Genomic DNA, 24,520 nt, shown 5'->3' on the forward strand with positions numbered 1-24,520 from the left:
CCGTCAACCAAGAAACTCAGTCCGCGCGACGCGCTACCGCAAAAGCTATAACACTCAGGCCGGAAAGCCAGAGGAATCCGGTCTGAGGCTCAGGTACGGGTGACACAATCGATTCTACCCAAGGAGAATAAGCCGACAACAGCATGCCGCCGCCGGTAGACCCAAAAACCGGCTTGCCACCTCCTACCGTACGAATAAAAGTATTGATGCCAACCAATGTCCACTTACCCTGGCTGTCCTGAACAAAGCTGGGACTTCCGGAATCGCCGCCCGCCAGTGTGCCTTCTATCGTGTTGCCCAAAGTGTAATTGCGCGGAATATTCGGACCAAAAACATTGCTTGATACATGGGTACCGTCGAAATCGAATTCATAGGCTTCCTGCATGGTTCCGCCATTGGCATCACCATACAGCATATCCACCCGGTTTTCAGCCACACGCTTGACTGCTGGATTGGCACCAACAGTGACGCCCACGTCGCCTGAGCCGCCGCCACCATAGCCTACGAAAGTAATCGCATCTCCGCGCGCAAGCGGAGCCCAAGAAATCGGATACACCGGCACATCACCCGGCACATGACCATTCAGCTTGATAATGGCCAAATCGTCATGAGCAATCCCACCGGGGGACGCGAGCGATCCCGAATAGCTGGGATTAACATGCACCTCAGCAGTGCCAAATGTCTCTGTCAAGGCACCGCCATAGTTCAAATTAAACCGGATTTTCGTGGGATCAACACCATTGACTACATGTGCGGCAGTCAGCACGTATTGGTCACCAATCAACACTCCAGAATAGGTACTGCCGTTGATTGAAATTGAACCTACACCCGCAAAGGGTGAGTTTTTACTGTTCACATCCACTCGGGCAGCAGGAGAATCGGGGGCTATACCACCGATAATTGCGTGTGCCTGGTCTGTCAGCGCCAATACCAAAAAAATCAATCCCAATAGTTGCAGTGTTTTCTTGTTCATTATTTTACTGATCTCGATTCAGATGGCACCACTGCCTGTAAAAAAAAACTCCATTCAAATCTTATTCAAATCCTGCTCGGAAAAGCCCTCTTGAAAACAAAGAGCACGGTCGGTCAACCCATGCTCTTTGATCTTGCTATGGCCGCGTTGATTATTGCTGATTACGACGACGCAAACTGAGGTATCCAAGCAAACCCACCCCCAGCACCATCATGCTCCAGGTAGAGGCCTCTGGAACTGGACTCACATTAAATGTAATTCCAGAATATTTCTTTTCTGCGAAAGCCATTTGTGGGCCAGTATCGGCCTGGGTGTAAGCTAGCAGAATATTCTCCAGCGTGACGCGGGCACTTCCGACGTTATTCCAGGCAGCGCTATTCAGATCGGCATTCGCGCCAGCAGCCCAGTTGTGGTTAATACCATCCTTGATGGCCAGCGGAGCGGCCGGCGCGATTGAACCAACAATTTCCATCGACGGATTTGCATTGTTGCGCACGCGCATTTGACCCAGCGCATTCACGAAGCTGTTTTGCCCCATCATCAAATAATCACCGCCCTCGTTCAAATCAATCGAAGTTAAACGCAAATTCGCGGACGGCTTGAGCAAAATATCAAAGTTGCTGGTCTGGCTGGCAAGGCTGACGCCAGCACCATTGGTGGAAATAGCCTTGAAGCTGGTTGGAGTGAAAAATAACGTATTGCCGGACAGGGTCGGCGTGCCAAACAACCCAACCAGCGCATCGTCATAAGTAACGGAAAATGCCGCTCCATCGAGCGTTACCGGGGCTGCCTGGACGTATCCCGCCGCACTCGTCAAAGCAAGAGCAAGCAAAAGTTTTTTAGCTGCGAACATGATCAATACTCCTAAAAATTCATCATCAAAGTTTTGATTGGCTTGAATTCAAGCCAATCCCTAAACAACGGCCAGACTGGAATACCGAATTTTTCAAACATGCCAATTGAAATTTCTCGGATAACCCAGGATAAAGCGGGTGTATCTGTGCGCGCGGAAAACAATTACCCCATTTTAGCGTGCAGTACTGTGCGCTGTTCTGATTATACCGAGCCAATATTTCACTCAGCTTACCCGCTCAGTACCCTTACATAGGTCACTCGGTCTATGAATCCTTATCCGAAGCAATTGTATTTCCACGGTGCTTGGATAACGGCCAAGTTGATGGTGGTCGTGCGTTAGGTGTCCAGTCACCTATGAAGCAATACCTAGGCCAGATCTGGCTTTATGCGTACAGACCCAGAGGTTTACTCGGCAATGAGACGAGATTATTGGAATGACGGTTCGCCTTACACACGCGGAATAAGTGCAGAGAGGATGGTAGCCGGAACCCGGGCCGATCAGCAGTGTCTTGCCGTTTCGGCAATATTGATGAATTTGCTACGTAGGGAATTGTGCAGGATGCTCCGGAATACCCGGAGCTGTTGACTCACAACATTCGATTTCGGGAGCGCATCACGCCGTTTCTTCACTGGATCGTTTGAAGCCATCAATGCCATTAAGCGCGCAGATGCAGGCCAAGGATGGTTTCGCTATTGCAACCGTATGCCGTTTACAATAGCTGTCGCCGCGGCCAGAGAATGTGACTCAACAATAATATCGCCATGAGCCCAATACCCCACTGCGGCAAGGTCGGGATATCTGCGCTGTCGGCAGCAATGTTAATTACCACAGTGGCGCTGTTATTGGCAGTGGCTGAATCGGGCAGATCCGAAGTCACGCTCACAGACAAGTTTGCGGTCCCTGAGGCACCCCACATTACGGTGATATTGAGTACTACAGTTGCGGTAGCTTGCAAGGTACCAACCGGGCAGGTGACCACAGTTCCGCTTACCGCACATCCTGCCGTCCCTTCCACAAAACTTGCGTCCGCTGGCAAAGTGGCGGAGACGCTGACATTCGTCGCCGCCTGGGGCCCCGAATTGGATACACTGATTGAGTAAGCGGCCGTGGAATACGCCACGCCGTTGGCAGGCCCCGCGACACTGACTGACAAATTCGCCTGTGCTGCGGTATTGAGCGCCCAATTCAACGCTATATTTCCACTTGCCCCATTGGCCCCATCCACCGTGATTTCGTATTCCACCCCGGACTGCGCCTCGAACAACAGGCTGCTCACACCATTCGCGGTGCCATCGTTGTCATTGGCTGCGATGGGAGTCAGCGCATTGATGGCGGTTCCGCCATACACGGCAAGCATGGTATCAAAACTGCTGCCATGGGTGTCCAGGCTGACCTGGCCCGCCGCCGGCGCAGTCCACTTCCACCAGACCGAGCTGCCGCCGGCGTTACCCGCATGACTGGGCTCGCCGGGCTCCTGGGTGGCGAGCCGATTTTGCCCGGTTGTATTACCCGCACTGCCGCTCAGCGTGAAACGAGCAACGAAATCATCATTGGCCGGGCGAGTGGCGGCGAGCAGATTCAGGCGTGGCTTGACGATGCCGTTGCGAGGGTCGGTCAACGCAACACCGTTACTGGTCAGGCGAGTTGCCGTTTGGTCGAGCGTCTCCGTCGCAAACGCAGAGCGCAGAACCGCGACCGCCCCTGCTACATGAGGCGATGCCTGCGATGTACCGCCCTCGGTGTACCCACCAGCCGTTACCAATGCACCAGGTGCCAGCAGCGTCAGAAAATTCGCGCTATTGGAAAAGCATGTAATCTGATCCGCTTGGGTTGTCGTATCGCTGCACAGGCCTGCCCCCCAATTAATTCCACCATAGTTGGCGTCGTAGACCGCACCTACCGAAATCACACCCGGCGTGCACGCCGGGTTTGCTATAGCATCAGAATAGGCGTCGTTACCGGCAGCCGCTACCACGCTGATGCCGGCGGATCGGGCATTGCCCACCGGGGTGAGGAAAGGATTGCCGCTGCTACAGGGCGCGGTGTTTCTGCTGCCGTCGCCCAGACTCATATTGATCGCCGCAATGTGGTAGGTGGACTGATTGGCAATCGCCCAGTTCATCGCCGAGATAACGTCCGAGGTGTAGGCCGACGTGCCGGAGAACGCGTTGAGCATGGCAATACGGCTATCTGGCGCCACGCCAAGAGCTATCGCGGAGACATTGGTGCCATGGCTGGTATCGGTGGTTCCAGTGCCAAAATTGACCGAGGCCACCACATGGCAACTGGCGGGCGTGCCCGGTGCCGTACACGAGCCGAAGGCGGAACGCGTGTAGTCGATGCCATTGTCGATCACCGCGACGGTCGTGCCATTGCCTTTGTCTGCGGCGCTGGCTACTGCAGGTTGGCCGATAAACGGCAGGCTCACCGTCAGTACCGGATGGAATTCCCGGTTCGGGTAGACTGCTTTGACTGCCGGACTGGCCAGCAAGGCCTGGAGTGCTGCCATCGAGTGGAAACGCTTGTACGCCATGGGCAAATGACTATAGTCACGCAGCGTTTCTATGTCAGGACGCGCTATCGCACGATCAACCCCGAGCTTGATGGCCTGATACCGCTGGGCCTTCAGCGCGAGAATCCCGGCGTCATCGTGCATCAGTCCGGCACGCTGACGCATGGTCGCAGCCGCTTGTTCAACCGCCTGGGATTGGTATTCGACGATCAGATCAACCGCCTGTCCGGCCAGCAGCCGGCTTTCGATCGATGCCGGTAACGCAATAGGCTGGGCAAAGCAGACGCTTGCCCAGAGCAGCGGCAACGCGGCAATAAAGGCAAAAAATCGGTTGGCAGGCAAAATGATCGCTCTGAAGTAATGGTGGCTGGATTTACGCAGGGTAGCCACTGTGCATGACAGTTATGCGATGACAGCCAACTGCTCGGCTGCCCGAACCTGTCATCTCCGCGTCATGTTGCACGTTTACCCTTGACTCTGTTTCCTCCACTTTGGGCGCCTCCTGCTGCGCCCCTTTTTTTGGGCTTGCCGGGGGAGCCCCACAGCGAGCCTTCATGCCCGACACCCACTACGCCGCCCTGCTGCACGCCGACGCCCAGGCCCACGCCCGGCGGCGCCAGCCGCTGCGCCTGATCCTGATCTTCCTCGCGGTGTTCTTTGCCCTGCAGTACGCCTGGGAGATGAGCCGCGACACCTGGCTGGAACGCACCGTCATCGACCACGCCACCGTCATGCCCGCAGCCTGGCTGATCAATGCGCTGGGTAGCGCAGCGCCGGTACACGCCGATGCCTACCGCATCGTCTCGCCACTGGCGCGGCTCAACATCCGCAATGGCTGCGAAGGGCTGGAGACCCTGTTTTTGCTGGTGGCGGCATTTTTCAGCCAGCCTTTCCCATGGAAAGTGCGATTGTGTGGAATCGGCCTGGGCACCTTGCTGGTGTATGGCCTGAATCAAGCCCGCATCGTGATCCTGTGGCACGCCTGGCTGGATCAGCGCAACCTGTTCGGGGTGCTGCACGGTAGCGTGCTGCCGCTGGCCATGATCGCTGTCTGCCTGGCCTACTTCCTGGTGTTCCTGACGCGCCATGAATCTCACCCGGCGTGAAGCGCTGGGCATGTTGTTGCGCCTGGCGCTGGGCTTGCCGGTGCTGCTCGGGCTGGCTTGGCTCGGCGGCAGGGATTACGCCACCTTCTTTGTGCCGTTATACAAGTGGGTGCTCGGCCTTGCGCTGCCCGACTTCAGGGTGCTCAGCCTGGACATCCGCTTCGGCCACGAATACGTGTTTGCCACCGAGGTGATCGCCGAACACGTGCAAGTGCTGTACGGCCAGCTGCTGCCTGCCGGCTTCACCATCCAGGCGTCCACCCCGATGACCATCGCGCTGATTCATCCCATTGTGCTGGCGCTGGCGGCGCTGGTGTGGCCGCGGTTGAGCTGGCGTGGACGGCTGCTGCGCGTGCTGGCGAGCCTGCCGCTGCTGGTGCTGCTGGAAATGCTGGATGTGCCGCTGGTGCTGGCCAGTTCGATTCATGGCCTGCTCAGCTTCAACCTGGCTCCGAACGGTATCAGTGCACCCTGGCTGGTCGAATGGGTGCATGTGATGGATGGGGGTGGACGCTTTGCCTTGAGCATTGCCGCAGCGGTGGGGGCGGCGGGACTGCAGCGGGTGGTGACAGCTGGTCGGGTGGGGGGCGGCTGCGGGCTAAGGTTGATAGCGCTGCTGGCTAGTCCGATCTACTCATTAAAATGAGATGCCCGAGAAACAAGATGGTCATGTTGATGCGCCAAGCTGTCCCATCAAATCATATTGATGGCGCTGCTTGGTATCTGCTGTCAATCATGGAGTCCAGCAGCGAGCAGAGTGTTCTTAAGGAGTGCTGGCGCCAGCGCTGCAGGGCCATACGCATGAATACCGATTTCCAAACATAAAATTGTAAAGTCAAATGACATACTATTTGAAAAAACCAAAAGAGAAAAACATGCTGTGGCGTTTCGTCGCTTCAGTCGTTTTGACAATATCCCTTAGTGGTTTGTCCAGCGCCTCATATGCAAACTTCATTGAGCGTGAATGGCAAGGAACGGGTCAAAAAGACCTTATCTATGACACTACCTCAGGGCTGGAATGGTTGAAACTAACCGTGACGCAAGGCAGTTTCTCTTATAACACGATGCAGACCCAGCTCCTTCCAGGTGGGGAGTTTTACGGTTTCAGATACGCAAATGCGGGTGAAGTTAACAGTTTGTTTCATTCGTTTGGCTTGGCAATGCACGGTCTGGACAACACGGTCGCCGACCATGCTCGGATCGAAAATTACCAAGCACTCTTCGGAATCACGGAGCAAAACATATTTTGGGGAAATTTTATTCAGAATAACTACACATTTGGACTATTCGAGCAAGTTGATCCTGATAACTTTTACGGGCTAGGAAATGCGCATTTCTATTCGTTCGTATCGGAGAACTTTGCATTTGGCTATACAGAAGTCACTACTTACCCTTGGCTAGACTACCGAACAGATCACAGTCTTGGACACTATTTGGTTCGTAGAGGTAGCATCCCTGAGCCGGGCAGCCTCAGCCTCGTACTGGTAGGCTTAAGCGTTATAGGCTTCATGGCTCGCCGCCGAACCACTTGAATATCACGCGTTTCGTTGCCTGGGGCACCTATCTAACGGAGAACGAAATCATTGGGTTGTACTCGATTGATACCCGCCGACGGCACCCATGTGAATCACGCCATGCGCCAATACACCCTGCCGCGCGGCAACGGCATGACGAATGGCTCATGCTCCTGGCTGACAGATGCCTGTCACATAGTGGTCATAGGTACTCTTTACAATTAGCAGCGGTATTGGTCTGCATTATGTACATCGAGGAGCGCTTCTATGACCATAGAACATATTGTGATCATCGTCAAAGAGAATCATACCTTCGATAATTATTTCGGGACCTTCCCAGGCACCGATGGCGTTATGCTGGACATGGCTGAAAACCCGCCACCGAGTGATCCGGATCATAAGCACGAAACATGGATGAATCGGGCTAACGAAGCTCGCTATCGCGTGCAGTATGGCCGCAATGACATTCCGGCTTATTTCAAACTGGCCGAGCAGTTCACGTTGTGCGACAACTATTACTCCGAAGTCGCCGGCCCCTCTACGCCCAATCATCTAATGTTGATCTGCGCGGATGCGCCGATCATCAACAATCCTCGCAATCATTATCATCCCCATGCGGGAGAGGCCTACAATTTGAAGTCCTTGCCCAGGCAGCTTGAGGATGCGGGATTAAGGTGGGGCAATTATGGCGGCTATGCCTTCCATTACATCAATGAACTCGCGCAACATCATGCGAACCACACCCGCGATCTGTTTGTGCAGCATGCCAGCGCGGGCCAATTGCCGTCGGTATCCTGGGTTTATGGCGATGGACGACCTGACCTGTCGGAGCATCCCAAGCAAAATGTCACGGACGGCTCGCAATGGACGGTCGAGCAGATCAACGCAATTATCGCCGGTGGTCTATGGGAGCGTACCGCCATATTCATCACTTGGGACGATTGGGGCGGCTGGTACGACCACGCCGAACCGCCGACCGTCGAAACTTGGGACAGTCGGCGGGCGCAGCGCGCTGTTGATGCCAATGCACAGTTTGACGGTGAGCCCTTTCGTTACGGCTCACGCGTTCCCTGTTTGGTGGTTAGCCCCTATGCCAAGGCGGGGCATGTGTCCAAGCAATTGAATTCGCATGTCTGTCTGGTGCGTTTCTGCCAAAAGATATTTGGCCTGCCGCCATTAAATGACAGGGATGGGAATTCGAACGCGATGGATGATTGTTTCGATTTTAATCAACGACCTCTAAGTCCACCTGGCAGGATGTAGTGGCCGGGTAGAATGATGTGAGAGAAATATGAGTGCATGGAATACCGGGACATTTGACAATGACGACGCGGCGGACTGGCTGGCTGAGTTGCAGGCAACAGATGACGATGCAGTCTTGCAAGCCGCGCTTGAGGCAGCAGATGCCGGAGAGGACTATCTCGAAGCGCCCGAAGGCGCTCGCATCCTTTGCGCGTGCGAACTCGTGGCGGCTTTAACCGGACAAGCGGCTTCCGACCTACCCGAGATGGCGCGCGAGTGGGTGGAGCACCACTCCGCGCTTGATGTTTCCACGCTGCTTCCCATAGCCAGAAATGGCATTGACCGCGTGCTTGCGGTGGATAGCGAACTCGAAGAACTGTGGCGGGAAAACGCAGATGAGTACTCCGCATGGCGGCAAAGGGTATTGACCCTCAAGGACAGACTGGACACCTGACCCACCCCTATTCCTCAACTCAGGGACTTCATCTTGGGTGACACCTCCGACCATACCCTCCTGACTGAACAGGAGGCTGCCGCCTTGCTCCAACCCTACGTGCACAATAAGTCCGCTCTAGATTGGCTCACAATTGACCGTCTGCACGGCCCTGCCATCCCATTCATATTGTTACAGGGGGATCCCTATTACCGAGAGAGTGACTTGATCTTCATTATTACCCGCATGCTGGATTCGAAAGCGCGTTTTGTCCGCGTTAATCATCGGCTCTACGCCGACCATCGCAATTTGTCCGAACGACGCAGGAATGGTGAACGCAGGAAGTGTGAAGTGATTTATTTGCGGCAAGGAATTGAACGTCGCCGATGGAGTGATCCGGATCGCCGCCTGAGCGGTAGTAATCGGCGCGCTCACCCACAATGACCCAGGAAAAGTGATCGATCCAATTCAGCAAAGCCAGAATTTTCCAGCACAAGAGATACTCATCATTCTTGGTTAAATTTGAATTTGCATTAAATGACACTGGGTTTGGCGCCTGTTCTATCTGCGTTTCCGTCCGAGCAGCACCAGCATGGGCAATAGCAGTGTCATCAACCACAGTGTACCGGGCTCGGGAACAGAAAGAGAAATGCTGCCTGCTCCAGGTTGCAGGAAAACCGGATTGGCAGAAAGAATAGGCTCAGATGGCAGGATTAGTGGCCCACAATCATAGGGCAGAGTACTGAGACACACGTTCCCGCTCGTTGCTGCATTGCTAAGCCCCCTACCCCCTATCAGGTCAATGCCGCCGTCACTGATACCTCCGGTGAAGATAAGCTGTCCGGACGTTTCGAGTATGAGGAGGTTAATTCCCGTAACGTCGATAACTCCGGCAATCAAGATGTCTCCCAGCGACAGCAGTGTTACATTCGGCATCCCCGCATTAAAGCGCAAGGTGGTGTTAGCACCGATGTTGATCGAACTGAAATCAAAAATTCCGTCGGCACGGAACGGCAAAGTGTAGTCAGTGGTGGGCGCGAGTGATCCGTCGGCTCCGCTAATGACCGTGGCGTCCGAAGGGAAGGCTGCGGTCAATGTGAACACAACCATCAACGCTTGAATCCATTTGTGCATCACAAGCTCCTCCGCTAATTGGTGGTAATGAAACTTACTGTCCAGCCACGACCGTTTGATTTCAGTGTGTGTAATTCGGGTAGCCCATTTTAAGCGGCTCAACACTCAAACTACAGATACCCCGACTTCCGGATTCAATAGGCGTTACGGTTTCTAAGCACGACAAGGAAAGTCTTGAGGATGATCACCAGGTCGAATAACAACGTCCATTGGCGCAGATAATCCAGATCGTATTGAATACGTGCACGCATTTTTTCCACGGTTTCGGTTTCGCCACGCAAGCCGTTGACCTGAGCCCAGCCGGTAATGCCGGGCTTAACTTTGTGGCGCAGCATGTAGCCATTGATGAGCTTGCGATACAGCTCGTTATGCGCCACCGCATGGGGGCGCGGACCCACCACGCTCATCTGGCCCTGGAGCACATTGATGAATTGAGGCAGTTCATCCAGCGACGATTTGCGCAAAAAAGCCCCGAATCGCGTCACGCGCATGTCCCCTTTCGTTGCCTGCTTAATCTCCTCATGGCTATCCTCGCAGACCGACATGCTGCGGAATTTGTACACCATGATTTCCTCTCCATCTTGTCCGTAACGGCGCTGTTTGAAGAGTATAGGACCAGGTGACGAGAGTTTTACACCCAATGCAATCGCTGCCATTAAAGGCGCCAGCAATACCAGCATCAGACTTGAAAAAACAAGATCAAAAAAACGTTTCCCAACCCTGTTGATGCCATAGAGCGGGGTTTCACATATCGCCAGCACCGGTATGCCGCGAATATGATCTATACGCGCCTGGATCAAATCAGACACGAAAAAATCGGGCACGAAATAAATCGATGCGGTGGTATCGCGCAATTCGTTCAGCATCTTGACAATACGAGGTTGCGAACTGACAGGGAGCGCAATGTAAACCAGGTCGACGTTGTTGTTTTTTACATACTCAGGGATGGTTTCCAATGTACCCAGCACGCTGTCTTTACTGACTACCAGTCTGTCTGATTGAATACGGTCATCAAAATAGCCGACAAATTTGATTCCGGAATATCGATCCGAATCGAACGCCTCGGCTAGCTGCCTGCCGAGCTTTCCCGCACCGACGACCACGGCGGTACGCTCCCCGCCTTCCAGCACAATCAGCCGGGGCAGCAGACGCGAAGCAAATCTATGCGCGATAAACAACATGACCGGAACAGCCAATACCCACTGCACAACAACTTCCACGGGAAAGGTATCTTCATAACCTCCGACATAGCCAAACAACAGCAGTATTCCCGCCACGCTGAACCATGGCAGACTGATGTCACTGAAAAACGCGCGAAAAGTCGGCTCAGGCCAGGTGCCGGGGAATGTCAGAGAGAATACAATCAGGGACAGTAACTGATATTCTCTGCCAAAATTTTCCCCATTGAGCAAGACAACACCAACCAGCGCAGCAATGCTGACTACCGGATCGAGCAGCAGCTTTGTTAGCGAGGCGAGCGAGAGTTGGCGGCGAAATAGCCACTGCTGATGATTTTGACGAAGGCCGAGTTCTTTCATGTGGGGCAGTCTATCTTGTGTTCGTGACAGCCTTGCAACACCGGGGTTACATCTCGCCCCTATGTTTCCGGGTCAGCATTGATCATTCTTGGGATTTCAGCTTTTTTCCAGGTGTCAGACAATGTCTTCGTCAAGCCTTCTACCTGAATACTTTCCGTATGAAACCTGGCAATCTCTTATTGAACAGGCTTAGCGACGGCCTATTGCATAGTATTCAATACCCTGCTCGCGAACCTGCGAGGGAACATATAAATTACGCCCATCAAAAATGGCAGGAGTCTTCAATGCAGCCTTGATTGCAGCAAAATCCTGCACGCGAAATTCTTTCCATTCAGTCACAATCGCCAGCGCATCGGCCGCTTTCAACGCACTCATCGGTGAATCTGCATAAGTGAGTCGCGCATCAGCTCCATAGATACGCCTTGATTCCTGCATCGCCACCGGGTCGTAAGCAGTCGCGGTCGCACCCAATGCCCACAAACCTTCGATCAAAACACGGCTGGAAGCAGCACGCATGTCATCCGTATCAGGCTTGAACGCCAGCCCCCATATCGCAAAATGCATGCCTTGCAAATCAGAACCGAAGCGTGCCGTAATCTTGTCCAGCAGCACCCGCTTCTGCGCCTCATTGGCAGCTTCCACTGCTTGCAAAACCTTGAGAGTCACATCGTTTTCGAGTCCAGTCCGGATTAGTGCCTGTACATCCTTGGGGAAACAGGAACCTCCATAACCACAACCCGGATAAAGAAAATGAAAACCGATACGCGGGTCTGCGCCGATACCCAGACGCACCTGTTCGATATCGGCACCCAATTTATCCGCCAGAATCGCGAGCTCGTTCATGAAAGAGATACGCGTCGCCAGCATTGAGTTTGCAGCATATTTGGTCAGTTCGGCAGAGCGCACATCCATGACCACGATACGGTCATGGTTGCGGTTGAACTGTGAATAGATGTCACGCATCAAAGCAATCGCACGCACATCCTCAGCACCAATCACAATCCTGTCGGGGCGCATGAAATCCTCTACTGCCGCCCCCTCCTTCAGAAATTCAGGATTTGAAACAACCGCAAAAGGAATGTCAGTACCACGTTTGGCCAATTCGGCCGCGACTACGGCACGCACCTTATCTGCCGTACCGACTGGTACCGTCGATTTGTCCACAATGACCTTGTACTCAGTCATGTGACAGCCAATGTTGCGGGCGGCGGCAGTCACATACTGCAAGTCAGCCGAGCCATCCTCATCGGGCGGCGTACCTACGGCGATAAATTGCACGTTACCAAAGGCCGCGCTTTCCTCTATGCTGGTGGTAAAGTGCAGGCGCCCGGCAGCAACATTGCGCTGCACCATTTCCAGCAGCCCCGGCTCATGAATGGGCATGCCACCCGATTTCAGCGTATCGATCTTGCTTTGATCGAGATCCAGGCAAAGCACGTCGTTGCCGACTTCTGCAAGACAGGTACCAGTGACGAGACCGACATAGCCAGTGCCAATGACAGTGATTTTCATTGTTATTTCCCGGTTAAATTACCTTCTGCAAAGCCAGGGCTTACCTCAGCGTTGTTTCTTGGAGTTGGCTGGTAAGCTGCTGCCTGGCAGGTGTTTACCAACCCCCTTCCATATTGGGAAGCCAGCGGATTGAGCTTGTGCCCAAGATCATGGGCTGTAGATTGAGTTTTAGACCTGCGTCCAAAGCCCAACTTACAACTGCGTAGCCTTACGCTGATCAAATTGCCTGCGCTACTTGCCCATCCAAAACGCCACCGTAGGTGAATGCCCCACCTGCCGGAGCTTCTGGAGAAATCGGATCGTGACGAGGCACCTTTTGTTGAAAGTAGTCCTTGCTGAAGCAATGCACATCTGGCGAAGCCAGTGCTTCCGTAATGGGCCACCAACGCAGTTCCACATGCGGTCTCTCGGGACTGGGCAAAGGGAAATCTTCCGCCACATTCAATTCGTGGCCGAGCACCACATAATGCGATGGAACGCCCGCTTCTTCGGCAAAGCAATCCGCGTGAAAATGCTCGAATGCCCCAAGCCATTTAGGCACAATCTTTCCCCCTGCGAGCGCGACGCCCAAACCGAGCTCGGTTTCGGCAATACGTGCAAGCGCGGACTGGATAGGTTCATTCTTGAAAATACGGCCGCCCGGTACAAACCAGGATGGCTGCGCCGATTGGTTGTTCCGCATACTGAGCAATACCTCCTGGCCACGCATCACGACCAGACCAACGGAAACCAGCGGCGCCACGACTATGGCGTTTTCTATCGCACGAGTCCGGGCATTGCCGAAAACCAGTTGTCTGGTTGCGCCAATCACGAACAGGGTGTTGGTGACCAAATAGCGTTTCCATAAACGGCGCGGCTCGGAAACGAGGCGATGCAGCCATTCCAGCCCCGCGTTTTGCATCCATACTGGCGCCCGGCTGATCGTACCAGCGTGATAATCAAATGCTGCACCCACACCAATCATGACCGCATTCACTCTGCCACGATGAGCCGCCATCCACTGTTCCTGCTTGGGGCAACCGAGGCTTACCCATACCGTACCTGCCCCAGAGGCATTAATGCGTGCCACATCCGCTTCGTCTTCAGCGGCTGTGGCCGGCCGAAACGGTGGAGAGTGCGCACCTGCAATCCTCAAGCCAGGAAACGCTTCTACTAAACGACGCTGTAAAATTTCCAGCGTTTCCGGTCTGCTGCCGTAGAGATAAATGGACTCACCCTTTTTTGCAGCCTGTTCGCAGTACTTCCACATCAAGTCAGGGCCGTTGATACGTTGCTGATCCACGTAACCAAGCTTGCGCAGCACCCAGGCAACCGGCGCCCCGTCCGGAGTTGCCATATCAGCCTCTTTCACCACACGACCAAAAGCTGCATCTTGTCCGGCAGTCACAACCGCATGTGCGTTGCAGATACACACGTAACGGCTGTCGCGCCGAGCAGCCCAGCGCGAAATACGCGCAAGCGCATGCTCCCAGGTCAATACGTCTATGGGTGCCGATAGCACGGCGGCTGTTTTTTTCTCATACATGGTTGTTATTCTTTTTGTCGAATGCGGTATTTCCGCCAGCGGCACCGATCACATACTTGATCGGTGTGGTTGTCGCTGACTCTACGGCCAGCTCGTAGCGTTTCATGGTCGGTTCTCCCTTATGGTTGAATCTGTGTCGAACAGTATCCGGATGGATAGGGAAAATCGCCGCAAAAAAACTTCACTCTCCCCGCCCATTCCCCGCGGAAGCTGCGAGTTGAGACTGTGGGAGATAGTAGGTTTTTGTGATGACTCCGGCGTGACGAAACAATGAGCCGTTCGGACTATGAAACCGCTAAACCGGGGCTTAACCTGGAAGAAGCAATTGAAGCCACAGAGAACACAGAGGCCACGGAGTGGACGCGAGTTTTGAGGAAGATTGTTTTTCTGCTGATGTGTGAGTCTGGAAAAGCCGCCAATATTCTGGAGCACAAAAAAAAGCGAGTGGCGCTTTATACATCACTCGGCAAACATGATCAAAATCTCATGTGGGTCTGGCTTTATGCCGACCTACGATCGTGCGGCAATATGCTGCAGATTATGTGCCGGTTGCGGAATCTTTGCCCTTCACTTCCCGGATCGCGTCTTGGTAGATCGCGATCAACTGCTGATAATTGCGTTCCGCCGTAAACTCGGCCTCGTAAAGGGCGCGGGCATTACGCCCCATCTGCGCCATCTGTTGCGGATGCTGCTGCGCCCACCGCATCTTTGCGGCGAGATCTTGTGCATTACCCGGCTCAAACAACAGCCCTGTCACGCCATCTTCAACCAGATCAGCCAATGCGCCAATACGGCTGGCAATTACCGGCAAGCCACAGCCGAATGCCTCAACCAGCGTGCGCGGAAAGTTTTCATACCAGATGCTTGGCAATACCAGCGCCATAGCTCGGTTCATTTCACCACACACAGCTTCGCCAGACACCGCCCCGAGCGCGTGAATACCGGCAACACCCTCCAGCAAACCAGCCTCGGGTCCGCTGCCTGCCATCCGTACAGAGGTATTAATGAGTTGCCCGGCGGCAGCCACGAGTACATCGACCCCCTTTTCAGCCGACAGGCGCCCAACAAATAAAAATCCGTCACGAGGACCCTCGACGGGCGCAGCAAAGTCAACGAAATTAGGCTTGATCACAAAGCGTTCGGCAGGCAACCCCCCTTCAATAAATTTGCGCCGGCAAAAATCGTTCAGTGCGATATAGCGCGTGACCTTGTTACGCCAGGTTCCCATGGCTCGATGCACCGTTATCATGCTAGTCAATACTGCGCTCTGCACCTTAGATCCGCGATAACAGCCGCGCACCACGCCGCGCCAGGGTACGCTGCCCAAACAATCCTCACAAACACGCCCTTCGCGCAAAAACATCGCTTGCGGGCACAACAGCCGAAAGTTGTGCAAGGTCTGCACCACCGGCACAGCCAGGCGATCGGCAACCCAGTAAATGGCAGGCGAAATCAAAGGAAAAGTGTTATGGACATGGATCAAGTCGGGCTTGAAGTCCAGGATGCGCGCTGTTACATCATCACGCGTCTTGAATGACCAGGCGGTCTGAACGGCGGTTTTAATGCGCGACGCCTGCTTGATCTCATCGTTATGGCGAAAATACGTTTCCACCACATGCCCCCTGGATCGCAACAACGCCAGCTCATCCTCTACCACGGCATCCTCACCGCCGCGTTGCTGGTATGCGTTGTGTGCCAGCAAGATACGTAAAGTACTCACTTCGCCCCGCTTCCAGCATGAAGCTGGCGTGCCGGATTACCTACTACAGTCACGCCAGGCGGCACGTCATCCACAACCACTGAACCGGGCCCGATAGTGGCACCAGCTCCAATTGTTATCTGGCCGATCACCACCGCATTCGGAAAAATACAGACATCATCCCCAATAACCGGCGATCCTGCCTTTCGCCCATTGCGCTTACTGCCGATTGTCACGCCTTGGAACACAGTGACGTTTTTACCCAATTGCACGTTTGAATTAATAATGATCCCGTATGGATGATTCATGCGCAGAGGGTGCTTAAGAACGGGCAATTCCACATGGAACACAATAGACACCAGTTTTCTCAAAATTTTCGGCTTCCAACCCCCCCCGCTGAAAATCCAATTGATAAACCTGTTGACCGGACCAATCGGGTCGCATCGAACATCCGTCATAAACATCCCCTCCACACACCCTTACGCGCTGGCAAAATTAACTTCAAGAAACTGTGTAAGCCGCTTTGCCGCGACGCCACTGGCATATTCCTCAAGGAAACGCTCGCGCACAACGAGGCTGGCTGCGGCCATCCAGCCCGGATTACTCATGGCATCGGCCACGATGCAGGCTGCCGCTTTGGCATCGTGCAACGGCAGCGCCGAACCCCCTGCGCCGTCACCTAGCACTTCTGGAATGCCGCCAACCGGTGCGGCAAACACTGGCCGCCCACGCGCCATCGCTTCAATCAGCGTGATCCCGAAACTCTCCAGCGTGGCCACATGAATGTAGGCACGGTGCCGTCCAATTTGCTCGGCAGCATTGCTGGCGAATCCGGCAAAACGCACCAGCTCGCCGATTTTCAAGGCCCGCGCCTTGTCTTCCAGTGCCCTGCGATCCGGCCCGTCACCCACCAGGGTCAGCGACAATGGCTGTCCCATATCGCGCAGCGCTGCGACAATCTCCAGCAGGTATTGCTGATTCTTACGCGCTTCAAGCGTGCCGATAGTAATCAGGTCGGCCACAGCCGTTTGCTTTTCCGGCAAGCCTGGGTCGGGCAAAAAATTCGGCACCACGGCGGCGGCGACTTTCGTTATGGCCGGGATGCGCCCAACCAGCTCGCGCCGCATAAAGTCGGATACGAATACCAGTCCGTCCAGCCGCGGCAACACCTCGGCTTCGAAAGCCTGGATCGCGCAATAAAATCGCCCACCGTTCGGTATCAAGCCCTTGCCGGCCCACTCGTCGGCTTGCGAGATATTGAAGTGCGTCACCATCACTACCCGCTGGTTTTTCGACACCCGCGCACTGAGCGCTGCTTGCGCAGAAAGAGGGCATTGCGCATACACCACGCATGCGGCGCCTGTTTGCAGGCGGCGCTTCAATGCCTGTCGCAAAAAATAGGCGTGCCAGTGGCGATACCACCACACACCCAGCTCTCGATTAAACAGATCGACCAGTTTGCGCAAACCGAATACTGGATATACCTGCCAAAGGGGCGCACTGTAAGGAGTGATCAGATCACATCGCTGACCTATCTCGCCCAGGTATGCCATGTATGCACGAAAGTGAGTCTGAACGCCCGTCTCGCCCTTGGGCCGCATTATGGTCGCGATCAGGATTTGTTGAGACATGCGAGCACCCCCTGTACGTAGTTATCCACCATGCATTCCAATCCAAAAGCCTCGGATGCTTCGCGAGCCGACTCACGCATGCGCCGGAGTGAGACAGGGTCATGGAAACAAGCGGATACAACCTCGGCATAGCTTCGGGGATCAAAGTCGGTCATGGCGCCATTGACCGAATCGGTTAAGTAGTCTATTTCCGGGGAATGCAAAGGAATATTGGTGGTGAACAGCGGCAGGCCGGCTGAGAAAGCCTCAAGTACAGCAAGCCCAACCAAGCCTGGGCACAAAAAGATGTCAGCAATGGCGAAATAAGCGGCCTTATCAGCCCCGAATCGTGGGCCGACGTAATGAATCCACTCGTGGGTAGCTGCAGCCTCGCGAGCCACCGACTCTTCCGGTCCAGCCCCAACCAGAACGAGGTGAAAGCCCGGCACCCGCGCATGAATGTCGAGTGCCGCCTGGACCAGAAAATCCAGTTTTTTCGAGACATGCATGCTGCCACAAAACAGACCAACAGACGCTTCAGCAGATATGCCAAGACTACCCCTAAGCGCCAATTTCCGCCGGTCATCGAAAGCCCCAAGCTCTTTTTTGAAAGACTCCAGGTCGACGCTGTTCTGTACAACGGTAACGCGATCCGATGCAAAGCCATTGTCCACCACGTACTGTGCAACTCTTGCCGTGTACGCAAACCACCAATCAGCCCTGCGCAACAAAATACGCTTAACCAGCTCCATCCATTGCGATCCATCTTGCTGCCAGTTGCGGCCATGACCCCAATAGGCCATCCGCACCAGCCCAAAAACACGCAGGACAACAAACATATAATTGAGCAGGTGCTTGGATGCCTGCTCGACAATAACGAGATCGGCTGCAATGGCCTGGCCGAGACAAGGCTGATACAGCAGCCGGTAGCCGGCAAACCAGTATGCTCGCACCTTGTGGCCGTATGTGATCGGCAAATCAAGCGCGTCTTTGCGCAATGCCTCCTTGTCATTAGGCTTGCTATACACAACCTTTAACACTATCCCCTCTGACTGCAATCGCTCATACAGCAAATCGAAGAAAGGGCGTCGGTATTGCTTGGCAACCGCCTGGATGATGCAAACTGTACGCACGCTCAAAGTACCAGTCTCCCTGTCCCGCTTTTCATAATTCCTCGTTTGTACATCATTACAACACTCCAAAAATGAACGAGCTCGGAGTGTTCATCGCGAATTTTCATCATTAATGATCACTGGCCGACCATCCAGCGCAATTTCGTGTCCTGCCGGCAGGATCTCGGGTACGCGACCCCAGCGTGTTGCGTTGTGGTCGAACACGATGAGGAGTGGCTTAACATTTTTTCCTGCCAACCAGACCACCTTGAATCGGCGCCCAGCGGTACGCACACGACATTGCCACAAGCTCCCTGTAGGCTGGCAACTCGCTGCTTCAAACTGGTCGAACAGGTGAACGGCTGCCGAAGCAGCTGCGCTGCCAAAATCAAAGTGAGTGCCCGGCTCAAAGAAACCGAGGTTTTTGTTATCCCACGCGTACCAGTAAACCCGCGACACCCCCTCGGACGCATTAAGCAGGTAGGTGCGCAACGTCAGGGCATACACCAGATCTTCCACCGACATCCCGGGCCACTGCTTCGCCTTCGCTGCAAATGCCACACCGACCTCGGTGTTCCAGATCGGCACATGACTGAGCCCATGCTTCGCCAGCACCTGCCGCATTGCACGGATGGTTGGCACTGTTTGCTCAGGTTCTTCAGAAAAATAAAAATGCTGGCTGACGACATCGAAATACTGCCCGCCTCCAGCCGCAAGATAACGATCGAACTTCTCTGCCCAATGACCGGAAGAATGGAACGACGGTGAGAGTACGCACGCCTGAGGATCGGCACGCTTGATCTCCTCGTAGGCCACCCGCGCGAGGCTCACCATGGCATCGACAGAACCGGTAAAGAACTGCGCGGGAGCCCCACCTGCCCCAGGCTGCTTGAAAGCCGGGTCGCTCGGGAAGCTCGCCTCGTTCCAGGGTTCGTAGCACTCGATACGGCCGCGAAACGTGGTCGCAATAGTGCGGACATAGCGCCGCCAGTTCTCAATGTTCGCCGGCTCGGCGGCACATCCAAACCCGTAAGCACATTTTTCATCAGGCCGCGCAGACGCCCAACGCGGTGTGTTGCCGATGGTCCAGAGAATTTTAAGATGGGCTTTTTCGCTGGCGGCAACATACTCGTCGATGCGGTCAAACTTCCACAGATGCGGTTGCGGCTCCAGGCTTGACCAGCCGGTACCCGTATCCCAGAGGCGAATAGCGCTGTACCCCTTGCTGGCGGCTGCCTCAATGTGCGCCGGGTCGTGCACATGAATTCCTAGCGTCATGATACCGCCCGCGGCAGCGGCTACGTTCCAAACAGCCAGCGCCAACAAAGCACATGTCAAGGTTAATTGTTTTTTCATGATGGCGAACCCAGTTGCTTGTGCTGATCCGTGGCGCTCGACAATCCGCGCAAAGCCAGGAGCACCATGACCAGGGGCCAGGTTTTGGTGGCAAACAACGACACAACGGTCGTCAAACCTTGAAGAATAAAGAGCAATAACGCCACCGTCCCCGTGCCGCGCGCCCATTTCGGCATATCCGGGCTATGCGACATGCGGAACATCTTGATCCAGAGTACCATGTAGAATATCAAGCCGAAGATGCCTTGCGTGGTCAGAAGATGAAGCATCTCGTTATGCGCATTATGAATATCTTCACCGGGCAAGCTATTTTCAGCAGCAAGCACAATATCGCCGGACAAGCCTCGTCCAAACAACCACTCAAGCGGCGAGAAGTTTGTTATACCGATTATCAGATTCGTCCAGATATCACTGCGCCCCTGGGTGAATGCGCGCTCGTTGCTGGTATCGAAGCCAAGCAGCTTGGTAGGGTCGTATACCAGCATGACAATCAAGGCCAGCCCCCCGAACAACAGACCAAAGCGGATAATCATACGAATGCTGATGCCACCTTTAAAGGCTATAAAAATCAGTGCAATCAGAAAAGTAAAATAATTGAGCCGCGAATTGGAAAGAATGATTTGCACAGCTGCCATCGCCATCAATAGGGCCAGAACAGCAGTGATCGTGTTGCGCGAATACAGTGCATAAATCACCGTGGCAAAACATAATGCATAAGCCAGATCGGTCTTGAAGAAATAATACCCTTTGAATGTATGAACCGATCCCCATTGAATCCAGCCAAAATCGAATGGCAATAACGCTGCATTGACGCAAATGGTCAACACTGCCCCGGCTGCCAAAGCATAAATCATCCAGCGATCCGCCGCATAGGCCACCAGTACGAAAAACACGAACGGGCTGATGATCTTGAATATTTCCGACGGGGGGCCCCCATAGGTAACAGCCAGTCCGAACAGGAAAAAGAAGTACAGGGCGATCAACCCGATATAGGCGAGCAATGATTTATTGCGGGGGTCCGTCGCAACCCCCTGAAATGCCATGCCGTATCTTGCGAATAGCGAAGCTAATCCAAGTAATAAAATATAGCCATATTTCACCGCCCCCACTTCGTAGAAAGCATCGGTGAGAGGCTTGGCCAACACCAGGAAAAGCAGCGGCACTGAGGAAAACAGCGGCAGGTCCAACTTCCGGCGCGCGGCCGGAGGGGGCAGCAGCGAAATGGGCCGCCCGACCTGAATTGAGCTGGCGCTATTTGAAACAGGAGGGTTGTTCAATTTTTTCCCCTTTCTAACCAGATAATGACGGGGCCAAAACGGCCTGCCGAAAGCTTTGTATAAACCATCGCTGCCAGCGGTAAGCCCAGAAACCAAGTGACTCTGAAAGCAAACAACAACACGATGGCACAGCAACCAGCCAAAAGTGGCGGTACACCGAAGCCTATTGCATTTACTTGTGGCAAGCCATGCAGCACGGCCGCCACGCAGACACCCGCCCCCGCCAGGGCGGCATATGGCGACCATTACTCGTCACCAGTCTGTCCACAGTTAAGAGAGCAGTAAGCCTATAAATACCCGGTTTGAACTCCACCAGTATGTCGTCCACAAAATCTCCGGCTCCATCATGCAAGAATGGGCTATGGAGCCACTCATCAAGAGATGCGAAGCGGATACATGTTCCAGAGACCGGGCTCTGATCGTCGGGCACGACCACTGCTCGTTCAATACCTGGCAAGCTCACTCCTGAAGAGCGCGCGTTCGCGGCGTATGCTGTTTTGATCTGCTCTATCATTTCTGCCGTGACATACCCAGCTTAATGCGATTAACCTCGCCAACGATCAGCTTGAAATAGGGCCAGATGAAATAGATCGGCCAAGCCAGGCCACCATGCCTGCGGGTGAAATGGCTCCAGGAGCGTGGGGGCAACCCCTTACGGGACATTATTTTTTTCCAGCGGGTGGACAACGGCAGATTGCTATCCCGGTAGGTGCCTGATGCTGAGTTGTTCGAGCAGTGGCCTACAAAGCCCGGGGCCACGAACACGCGGAACCCCTTGGCACGAGCACGCAGAGCGTAATCAATGTCGCCCATGGCATGTTCAAAAACCGGATCCAGATTGCCGACCGCGTGGGCAATCTGCATGGGGATCAACACCACATTACCGTTCATCGCATGGCATTCGACCGGCTCCGTTGCATGCCATGTCCGCTGATAGGAAAAAGGCCGCCAGCGCTGCGGCGCAATATGGCCGCCATAGGTCAACCGCCCGGTTTCGCGATCAGCAGTCGAGCCAACAATCATCACTGGTTTGCCATGTTTGTGCCTGAGTGTGCGTTCGATATTCAACAGTATGACAATGGCATCGGGCAGCAGATCGGTGTCGTCGTTGAGCCAGAGCAGGTAGTCGGCACCGCGCTCCATGGCACGTGCCTGTGCCTGGTGCATGCCACGATTCCAGAACAAGGTACCATCGCCCGCCATCATCTCCACCCACGGATGCTGCTTACGCACCGCTACCGCCGTGCCGTCGGTGCTGCCGTCATCTACCAGTATGGCATTCGGCTCAATACCTGCCTGCCTGGCGGCCGCCCCAAAACGTGCCAGGCAGGCCAACGTTGCCGCCCGGCGATTGAACGAAGTCATTACGGCGATCAGGCGATCAGGCATGGTCGATTCGTTGTTCACATTACCCCCCAATTAACACACCCGTGCCAATTGCCGACAAGGTCTTTGCCAACAGGGCTGTGTGTCGCTGCCAAGCCGCCATAGCCGGAGTAAACCTTCTTGAAATCCACTTGCAGATGGGCAACATTTTCCGTTGCGATGGGTGCGGCGATTCTGGTATGCATCAAGGACACTTCCGTATTGCGATGCGCGCAATGCGCGTCATTCCGGGAAATCGTGCAAGGGCGGGTGTTGTGTCCAGTATTCGGCCAAGCAGCCAAGCCAAGTGTGAATCCAGAAAAGCCGCGGGAAACAGTAGCAGGAAAATAGCGACAGCCCCGAATCCGACGGTCGCTTGTACAAGAAGGTGGGGGATGGCGGCGAGAATCGGCATGGCGATCTGCACGACAGTCTCGGTAGCCATGATTGATACTGCAAGGACGGTGGCAAGGAGGACAGAGCCGCGCAAAGCCAGATAAAGATCTTTCGCGGTCACATGAAATCGCTTGCAAACCTCGGCCGTCATCCAGACACAGCGTAGGGTGTAAATGGCGGTCAGCACCCAGGCGATATCGACGAGAGGCCGCGCCGACACAGCTATCAGCGAGGCCACAAATATAAGTGCCGTAACAATTTGCACGCGCAGTTCCACGCCTGGTTCACCTTTGCCGTTTAGCATGGGTCCGGCGATGGCCATTGCGCTGTGAGGAATCATGGCTAACGCCAGTGGAGGGAGAAGCTGGGATGCACCAACCCATTTTGCGCCGAGGAGTGCATCGACTATGGCCGAGGCTGAAACTGCAGCGAAAGTGAAAACAGGGAATGCCACTAGCGCGACCCCCGACAGAGCGGTGAGATAAGCACGACGTAATGAAGCCGGATTGTCCTGGACCCTGGCACTCGTTGGAAAAAGAACGGTTTGAAGGTTTACAACGAGATGATTGGCGGGGGTTCGGACCAGGTTGTTGGTCACATTGTAAAGACCGAGTGAGCTTGGTCCGAAAACTCTGCCGACAAGCACCTGGGTTCCATATTCGATAACCCAGTTTACCAAATTGGTGAAAAGGATGATGGTGCCGAACCCTTCTAACCCATTGGTGAAAAACGGATTCTCCAGAGCAAAACTGCCGCGGGCAACGAGGTTCAGGGCGACACAGGCCGAGATGCTTTGCGCAAACCATGCGGCGACGAGGCTCCACACACCGCCGCCCGCGAGCGCAACCCCCACGCCGACAATGACGTATCCAAAAAGATAAGAGCCGAGGCCTATCAGGGTCAGCGCGCGGAACTGGAGTTCGCGCCGCAGGAGAGCAGCCGGCGAAATGCTGAGCGCGCTAACGATAAACGTGGGGGCCACTGCACGCAAAACGGGAACCGCCTCGGGGGCATGGAACAGCGCTGTGGCAATCCACTCCGCCAGGAAAAACATGGCGCAACTCGCAACGACGGCAACCAACAGCAGGCGAGAAACAACGGCACCGAGCTGCTCCTTGCTCAGGGTAGAAGTTTGCACCAGCGCAGAACTAAGCCCCATTTCTGTGACTAGGGCGCTTAAAGAAACCACAAGCAGCGCATAACCGAACAGGCCGGTTGGCTCCGGGCCGAGCAGGCGTGCCAGGATAATCTGGCTGACGAGTTGCGCCAGGATGCGCCCGACCGTACCCAAGTAGTTCCATTTGATGGCGCGAAGGCTGCGTCCGGTAAGACTATTAGGATTCGAACTCATGGTTTGGCC

Annotated in this window: 23 protein-coding genes; 5 read left to right on the top strand and 18 right to left on the bottom strand. The window is 54.6% G+C overall.

Translation table 11 applies throughout. From position 1 onward, the window contains the following. Positions 1-16 precede the first annotated feature (16 nt). The 3 genes from EI185_RS04405 to EI185_RS04415 form a co-directional block, all read right to left on the bottom strand. Positions 17-973, bottom strand: coding sequence for a trypsin-like serine protease (locus tag EI185_RS04405; RefSeq protein WP_124703919.1), 957 nt, complete (start codon positions 971-973; stop codon positions 17-19). Between the two features lie 151 nt (positions 974-1,124). After that, entirely contained in the window at positions 1,125-1,826 is a 702-nt protein-coding gene (locus tag EI185_RS18150; RefSeq protein WP_223247664.1) for a PEP-CTERM sorting domain-containing protein, read from the bottom strand. A 712-nt stretch (positions 1,827-2,538) separates the two neighbouring features. Then, a complete protein-coding gene (locus EI185_RS04415) occupies positions 2,539-4,731 on the bottom strand; it encodes a S8 family serine peptidase (protein ID WP_124703920.1) in 2,193 nt (730 codons plus the stop codon). 164 nt (positions 4,732-4,895) lie between these two features. Between EI185_RS04415 and EI185_RS04420 the strand changes: the two genes are divergently transcribed. The 5 genes from EI185_RS04420 (at position 4,896) to EI185_RS04440 (ending at position 8,657) form a co-directional block, all read left to right on the top strand. Beyond that, positions 4,896-5,447 carry an exosortase/archaeosortase family protein gene (locus EI185_RS04420; protein ID WP_124703921.1) on the top strand — a complete coding sequence of 184 codons (552 nt, stop codon included), beginning with the start codon at positions 4,896-4,898 and terminating at the stop codon, positions 5,445-5,447. Further along, positions 5,428-6,093 (top strand): hypothetical protein, encoded by a 666-nt coding sequence (locus tag EI185_RS04425; protein WP_124703922.1) that lies wholly within the window; start codon positions 5,428-5,430, stop codon positions 6,091-6,093. The genes EI185_RS04420 and EI185_RS04425 overlap by 20 nt, the downstream gene beginning before the upstream one ends. Positions 6,094-6,298: 205 nt before the next feature. Beyond that, positions 6,299-6,979 carry a PEP-CTERM sorting domain-containing protein gene (locus tag EI185_RS04430; protein ID WP_189836279.1) on the top strand — a complete coding sequence of 227 codons (681 nt, stop codon included), beginning with the start codon at positions 6,299-6,301 and terminating at the stop codon, positions 6,977-6,979. A gap of 249 nt (positions 6,980-7,228) precedes the next feature. Further along, positions 7,229-8,224, top strand: a complete 996-nt coding sequence (locus EI185_RS04435; protein ID WP_124703960.1) for a phospholipase C — start codon at positions 7,229-7,231, stop codon at positions 8,222-8,224. Between the two features lie 28 nt (positions 8,225-8,252). Then, on the top strand, positions 8,253-8,657 hold the full coding sequence (locus tag EI185_RS04440) for a DUF4259 domain-containing protein (protein WP_124703924.1): 405 nt from the start codon (positions 8,253-8,255) through the stop codon (positions 8,655-8,657). 171 nt (positions 8,658-8,828) lie between these two features. Here EI185_RS04440 and EI185_RS04445 read toward each other — a convergent pair whose 3' ends face one another. From EI185_RS04445 to EI185_RS04505, 15 genes are all read right to left on the bottom strand, one after another. Next, on the bottom strand, positions 8,829-9,071 hold the full coding sequence (locus EI185_RS04445) for a hypothetical protein (protein ID WP_124703925.1): 243 nt from the start codon (positions 9,069-9,071) through the stop codon (positions 8,829-8,831). A gap of 126 nt (positions 9,072-9,197) precedes the next feature. After that, positions 9,198-9,770 carry a PEP-CTERM sorting domain-containing protein gene (locus tag EI185_RS04450; protein ID WP_124703926.1) on the bottom strand — a complete coding sequence of 191 codons (573 nt, stop codon included), beginning with the start codon at positions 9,768-9,770 and terminating at the stop codon, positions 9,198-9,200. A 134-nt stretch (positions 9,771-9,904) separates the two neighbouring features. Further along, entirely contained in the window at positions 9,905-11,308 is a 1,404-nt protein-coding gene (locus EI185_RS04455; RefSeq protein ID WP_124703927.1) for an undecaprenyl-phosphate glucose phosphotransferase, read from the bottom strand. A 189-nt stretch (positions 11,309-11,497) separates the two neighbouring features. Then, entirely contained in the window at positions 11,498-12,820 is a 1,323-nt protein-coding gene (locus EI185_RS04460) for a UDP-glucose dehydrogenase family protein (protein ID WP_124703928.1), read from the bottom strand. Between the two features lie 217 nt (positions 12,821-13,037). After that, positions 13,038-14,345 (bottom strand): WecB/TagA/CpsF family glycosyltransferase, encoded by a 1,308-nt coding sequence (locus EI185_RS04465; RefSeq protein ID WP_124703929.1) that lies wholly within the window; start codon positions 14,343-14,345, stop codon positions 13,038-13,040. Between the two features lie 538 nt (positions 14,346-14,883). Then, complete coding sequence (locus tag EI185_RS04470) at positions 14,884-16,065, bottom strand: glycosyltransferase (protein ID WP_150132661.1); 1,182 nt, start codon at positions 16,063-16,065, stop codon at positions 14,884-14,886. Next, positions 16,062-16,502, bottom strand: coding sequence for an LbetaH domain-containing protein (locus EI185_RS04475; RefSeq protein WP_275937722.1), 441 nt, complete (start codon positions 16,500-16,502; stop codon positions 16,062-16,064). The genes EI185_RS04470 and EI185_RS04475 overlap by 4 nt, the downstream gene beginning before the upstream one ends. Positions 16,503-16,523: 21 nt before the next feature. Next, on the bottom strand, positions 16,524-17,675 hold the full coding sequence (locus tag EI185_RS04480) for a glycosyltransferase family 4 protein (protein ID WP_124703931.1): 1,152 nt from the start codon (positions 17,673-17,675) through the stop codon (positions 16,524-16,526). Then, complete coding sequence (locus tag EI185_RS04485; protein ID WP_223247669.1) at positions 17,657-18,787, bottom strand: glycosyltransferase family 4 protein; 1,131 nt, start codon at positions 18,785-18,787, stop codon at positions 17,657-17,659. Before EI185_RS04485 ends, EI185_RS04480 begins: the two co-directional genes overlap by 19 nt. A 90-nt stretch (positions 18,788-18,877) precedes the next feature. Next, positions 18,878-20,044, bottom strand: a complete 1,167-nt coding sequence (locus EI185_RS04490; protein ID WP_145962395.1) for a hypothetical protein — start codon at positions 20,042-20,044, stop codon at positions 18,878-18,880. A 74-nt stretch (positions 20,045-20,118) separates the two neighbouring features. Further along, a complete protein-coding gene (locus EI185_RS04495) occupies positions 20,119-21,399 on the bottom strand; it encodes an O-antigen ligase family protein (protein WP_189836281.1) in 1,281 nt (426 codons plus the stop codon). Next, positions 21,396-21,605 carry a hypothetical protein gene (locus EI185_RS17955; protein ID WP_189836282.1) on the bottom strand — a complete coding sequence of 70 codons (210 nt, stop codon included), beginning with the start codon at positions 21,603-21,605 and terminating at the stop codon, positions 21,396-21,398. Before EI185_RS17955 ends, EI185_RS04495 begins: the two co-directional genes overlap by 4 nt. 304 nt (positions 21,606-21,909) lie before the next feature. After that, complete coding sequence (locus tag EI185_RS04500; protein ID WP_124703962.1) at positions 21,910-22,788, bottom strand: glycosyltransferase family 2 protein; 879 nt, start codon at positions 22,786-22,788, stop codon at positions 21,910-21,912. A 14-nt stretch (positions 22,789-22,802) separates the two neighbouring features. Next, positions 22,803-22,970 carry a hypothetical protein gene (locus EI185_RS17960; RefSeq protein ID WP_189836283.1) on the bottom strand — a complete coding sequence of 56 codons (168 nt, stop codon included), beginning with the start codon at positions 22,968-22,970 and terminating at the stop codon, positions 22,803-22,805. Then, positions 22,970-24,511, bottom strand: a complete 1,542-nt coding sequence (locus EI185_RS04505) for an oligosaccharide flippase family protein (protein ID WP_124703935.1) — start codon at positions 24,509-24,511, stop codon at positions 22,970-22,972. Before EI185_RS04505 ends, EI185_RS17960 begins: the two co-directional genes overlap by 1 nt. Positions 24,512-24,520: the final 9 nt, after the last annotated feature.

Source organism: Sulfuriferula multivorans (assembly GCF_003851125.1).
Lineage (GTDB): Bacteria > Pseudomonadota > Gammaproteobacteria > Burkholderiales > Sulfuriferulaceae > Sulfuriferula > Sulfuriferula multivorans.

Bases quoted from the DNA above. Each gene is read 5' to 3' on its own strand.
- EI185_RS04405 (WP_124703919.1), bottom strand. From the start codon at position 973: ATGAACAAGAAAACACTGCAACTATTGGGATTGATTTTTTTGGTATTG.
- EI185_RS04505 (WP_124703935.1), bottom strand. From the start codon at position 24,511: ATGAGTTCGAATCCTAATAGTCTTACCGGACGCAGCCTTCGCGCCATC.
- EI185_RS04455 (WP_124703927.1), bottom strand. From the start codon at position 11,308: ATGAAAGAACTCGGCCTTCGTCAAAATCATCAGCAGTGGCTATTTCGC.
- EI185_RS04425 (WP_124703922.1), top strand. From the start codon at position 5,428: ATGAATCTCACCCGGCGTGAAGCGCTGGGCATGTTGTTGCGCCTGGCG.
- EI185_RS04465 (WP_124703929.1), bottom strand. From the start codon at position 14,345: ATGTATGAGAAAAAAACAGCCGCCGTGCTATCGGCACCCATAGACGTA.
- EI185_RS17960 (WP_189836283.1), bottom strand. From the start codon at position 22,970: ATGCATACCAGAATCGCCGCACCCATCGCAACGGAAAATGTTGCCCAT.
- EI185_RS04460 (WP_124703928.1), bottom strand. From the start codon at position 12,820: ATGAAAATCACTGTCATTGGCACTGGCTATGTCGGTCTCGTCACTGGT.
- EI185_RS04420 (WP_124703921.1), top strand. From the start codon at position 4,896: ATGCCCGACACCCACTACGCCGCCCTGCTGCACGCCGACGCCCAGGCC.
- EI185_RS04490 (WP_145962395.1), bottom strand. From the start codon at position 20,044: ATGACGCTAGGAATTCATGTGCACGACCCGGCGCACATTGAGGCAGCC.
- EI185_RS04440 (WP_124703924.1), top strand. From the start codon at position 8,253: ATGAGTGCATGGAATACCGGGACATTTGACAATGACGACGCGGCGGAC.
- EI185_RS04480 (WP_124703931.1), bottom strand. From the start codon at position 17,675: ATGTCTCAACAAATCCTGATCGCGACCATAATGCGGCCCAAGGGCGAG.
- EI185_RS18150 (WP_223247664.1), bottom strand. From the start codon at position 1,826: ATGTTCGCAGCTAAAAAACTTTTGCTTGCTCTTGCTTTGACGAGTGCG.
- EI185_RS04500 (WP_124703962.1), bottom strand. From the start codon at position 22,788: ATGCCTGATCGCCTGATCGCCGTAATGACTTCGTTCAATCGCCGGGCG.
- EI185_RS04435 (WP_124703960.1), top strand. From the start codon at position 7,229: ATGACCATAGAACATATTGTGATCATCGTCAAAGAGAATCATACCTTC.
- EI185_RS04450 (WP_124703926.1), bottom strand. From the start codon at position 9,770: ATGCACAAATGGATTCAAGCGTTGATGGTTGTGTTCACATTGACCGCA.
- EI185_RS04475 (WP_275937722.1), bottom strand. From the start codon at position 16,502: ATGACGGATGTTCGATGCGACCCGATTGGTCCGGTCAACAGGTTTATC.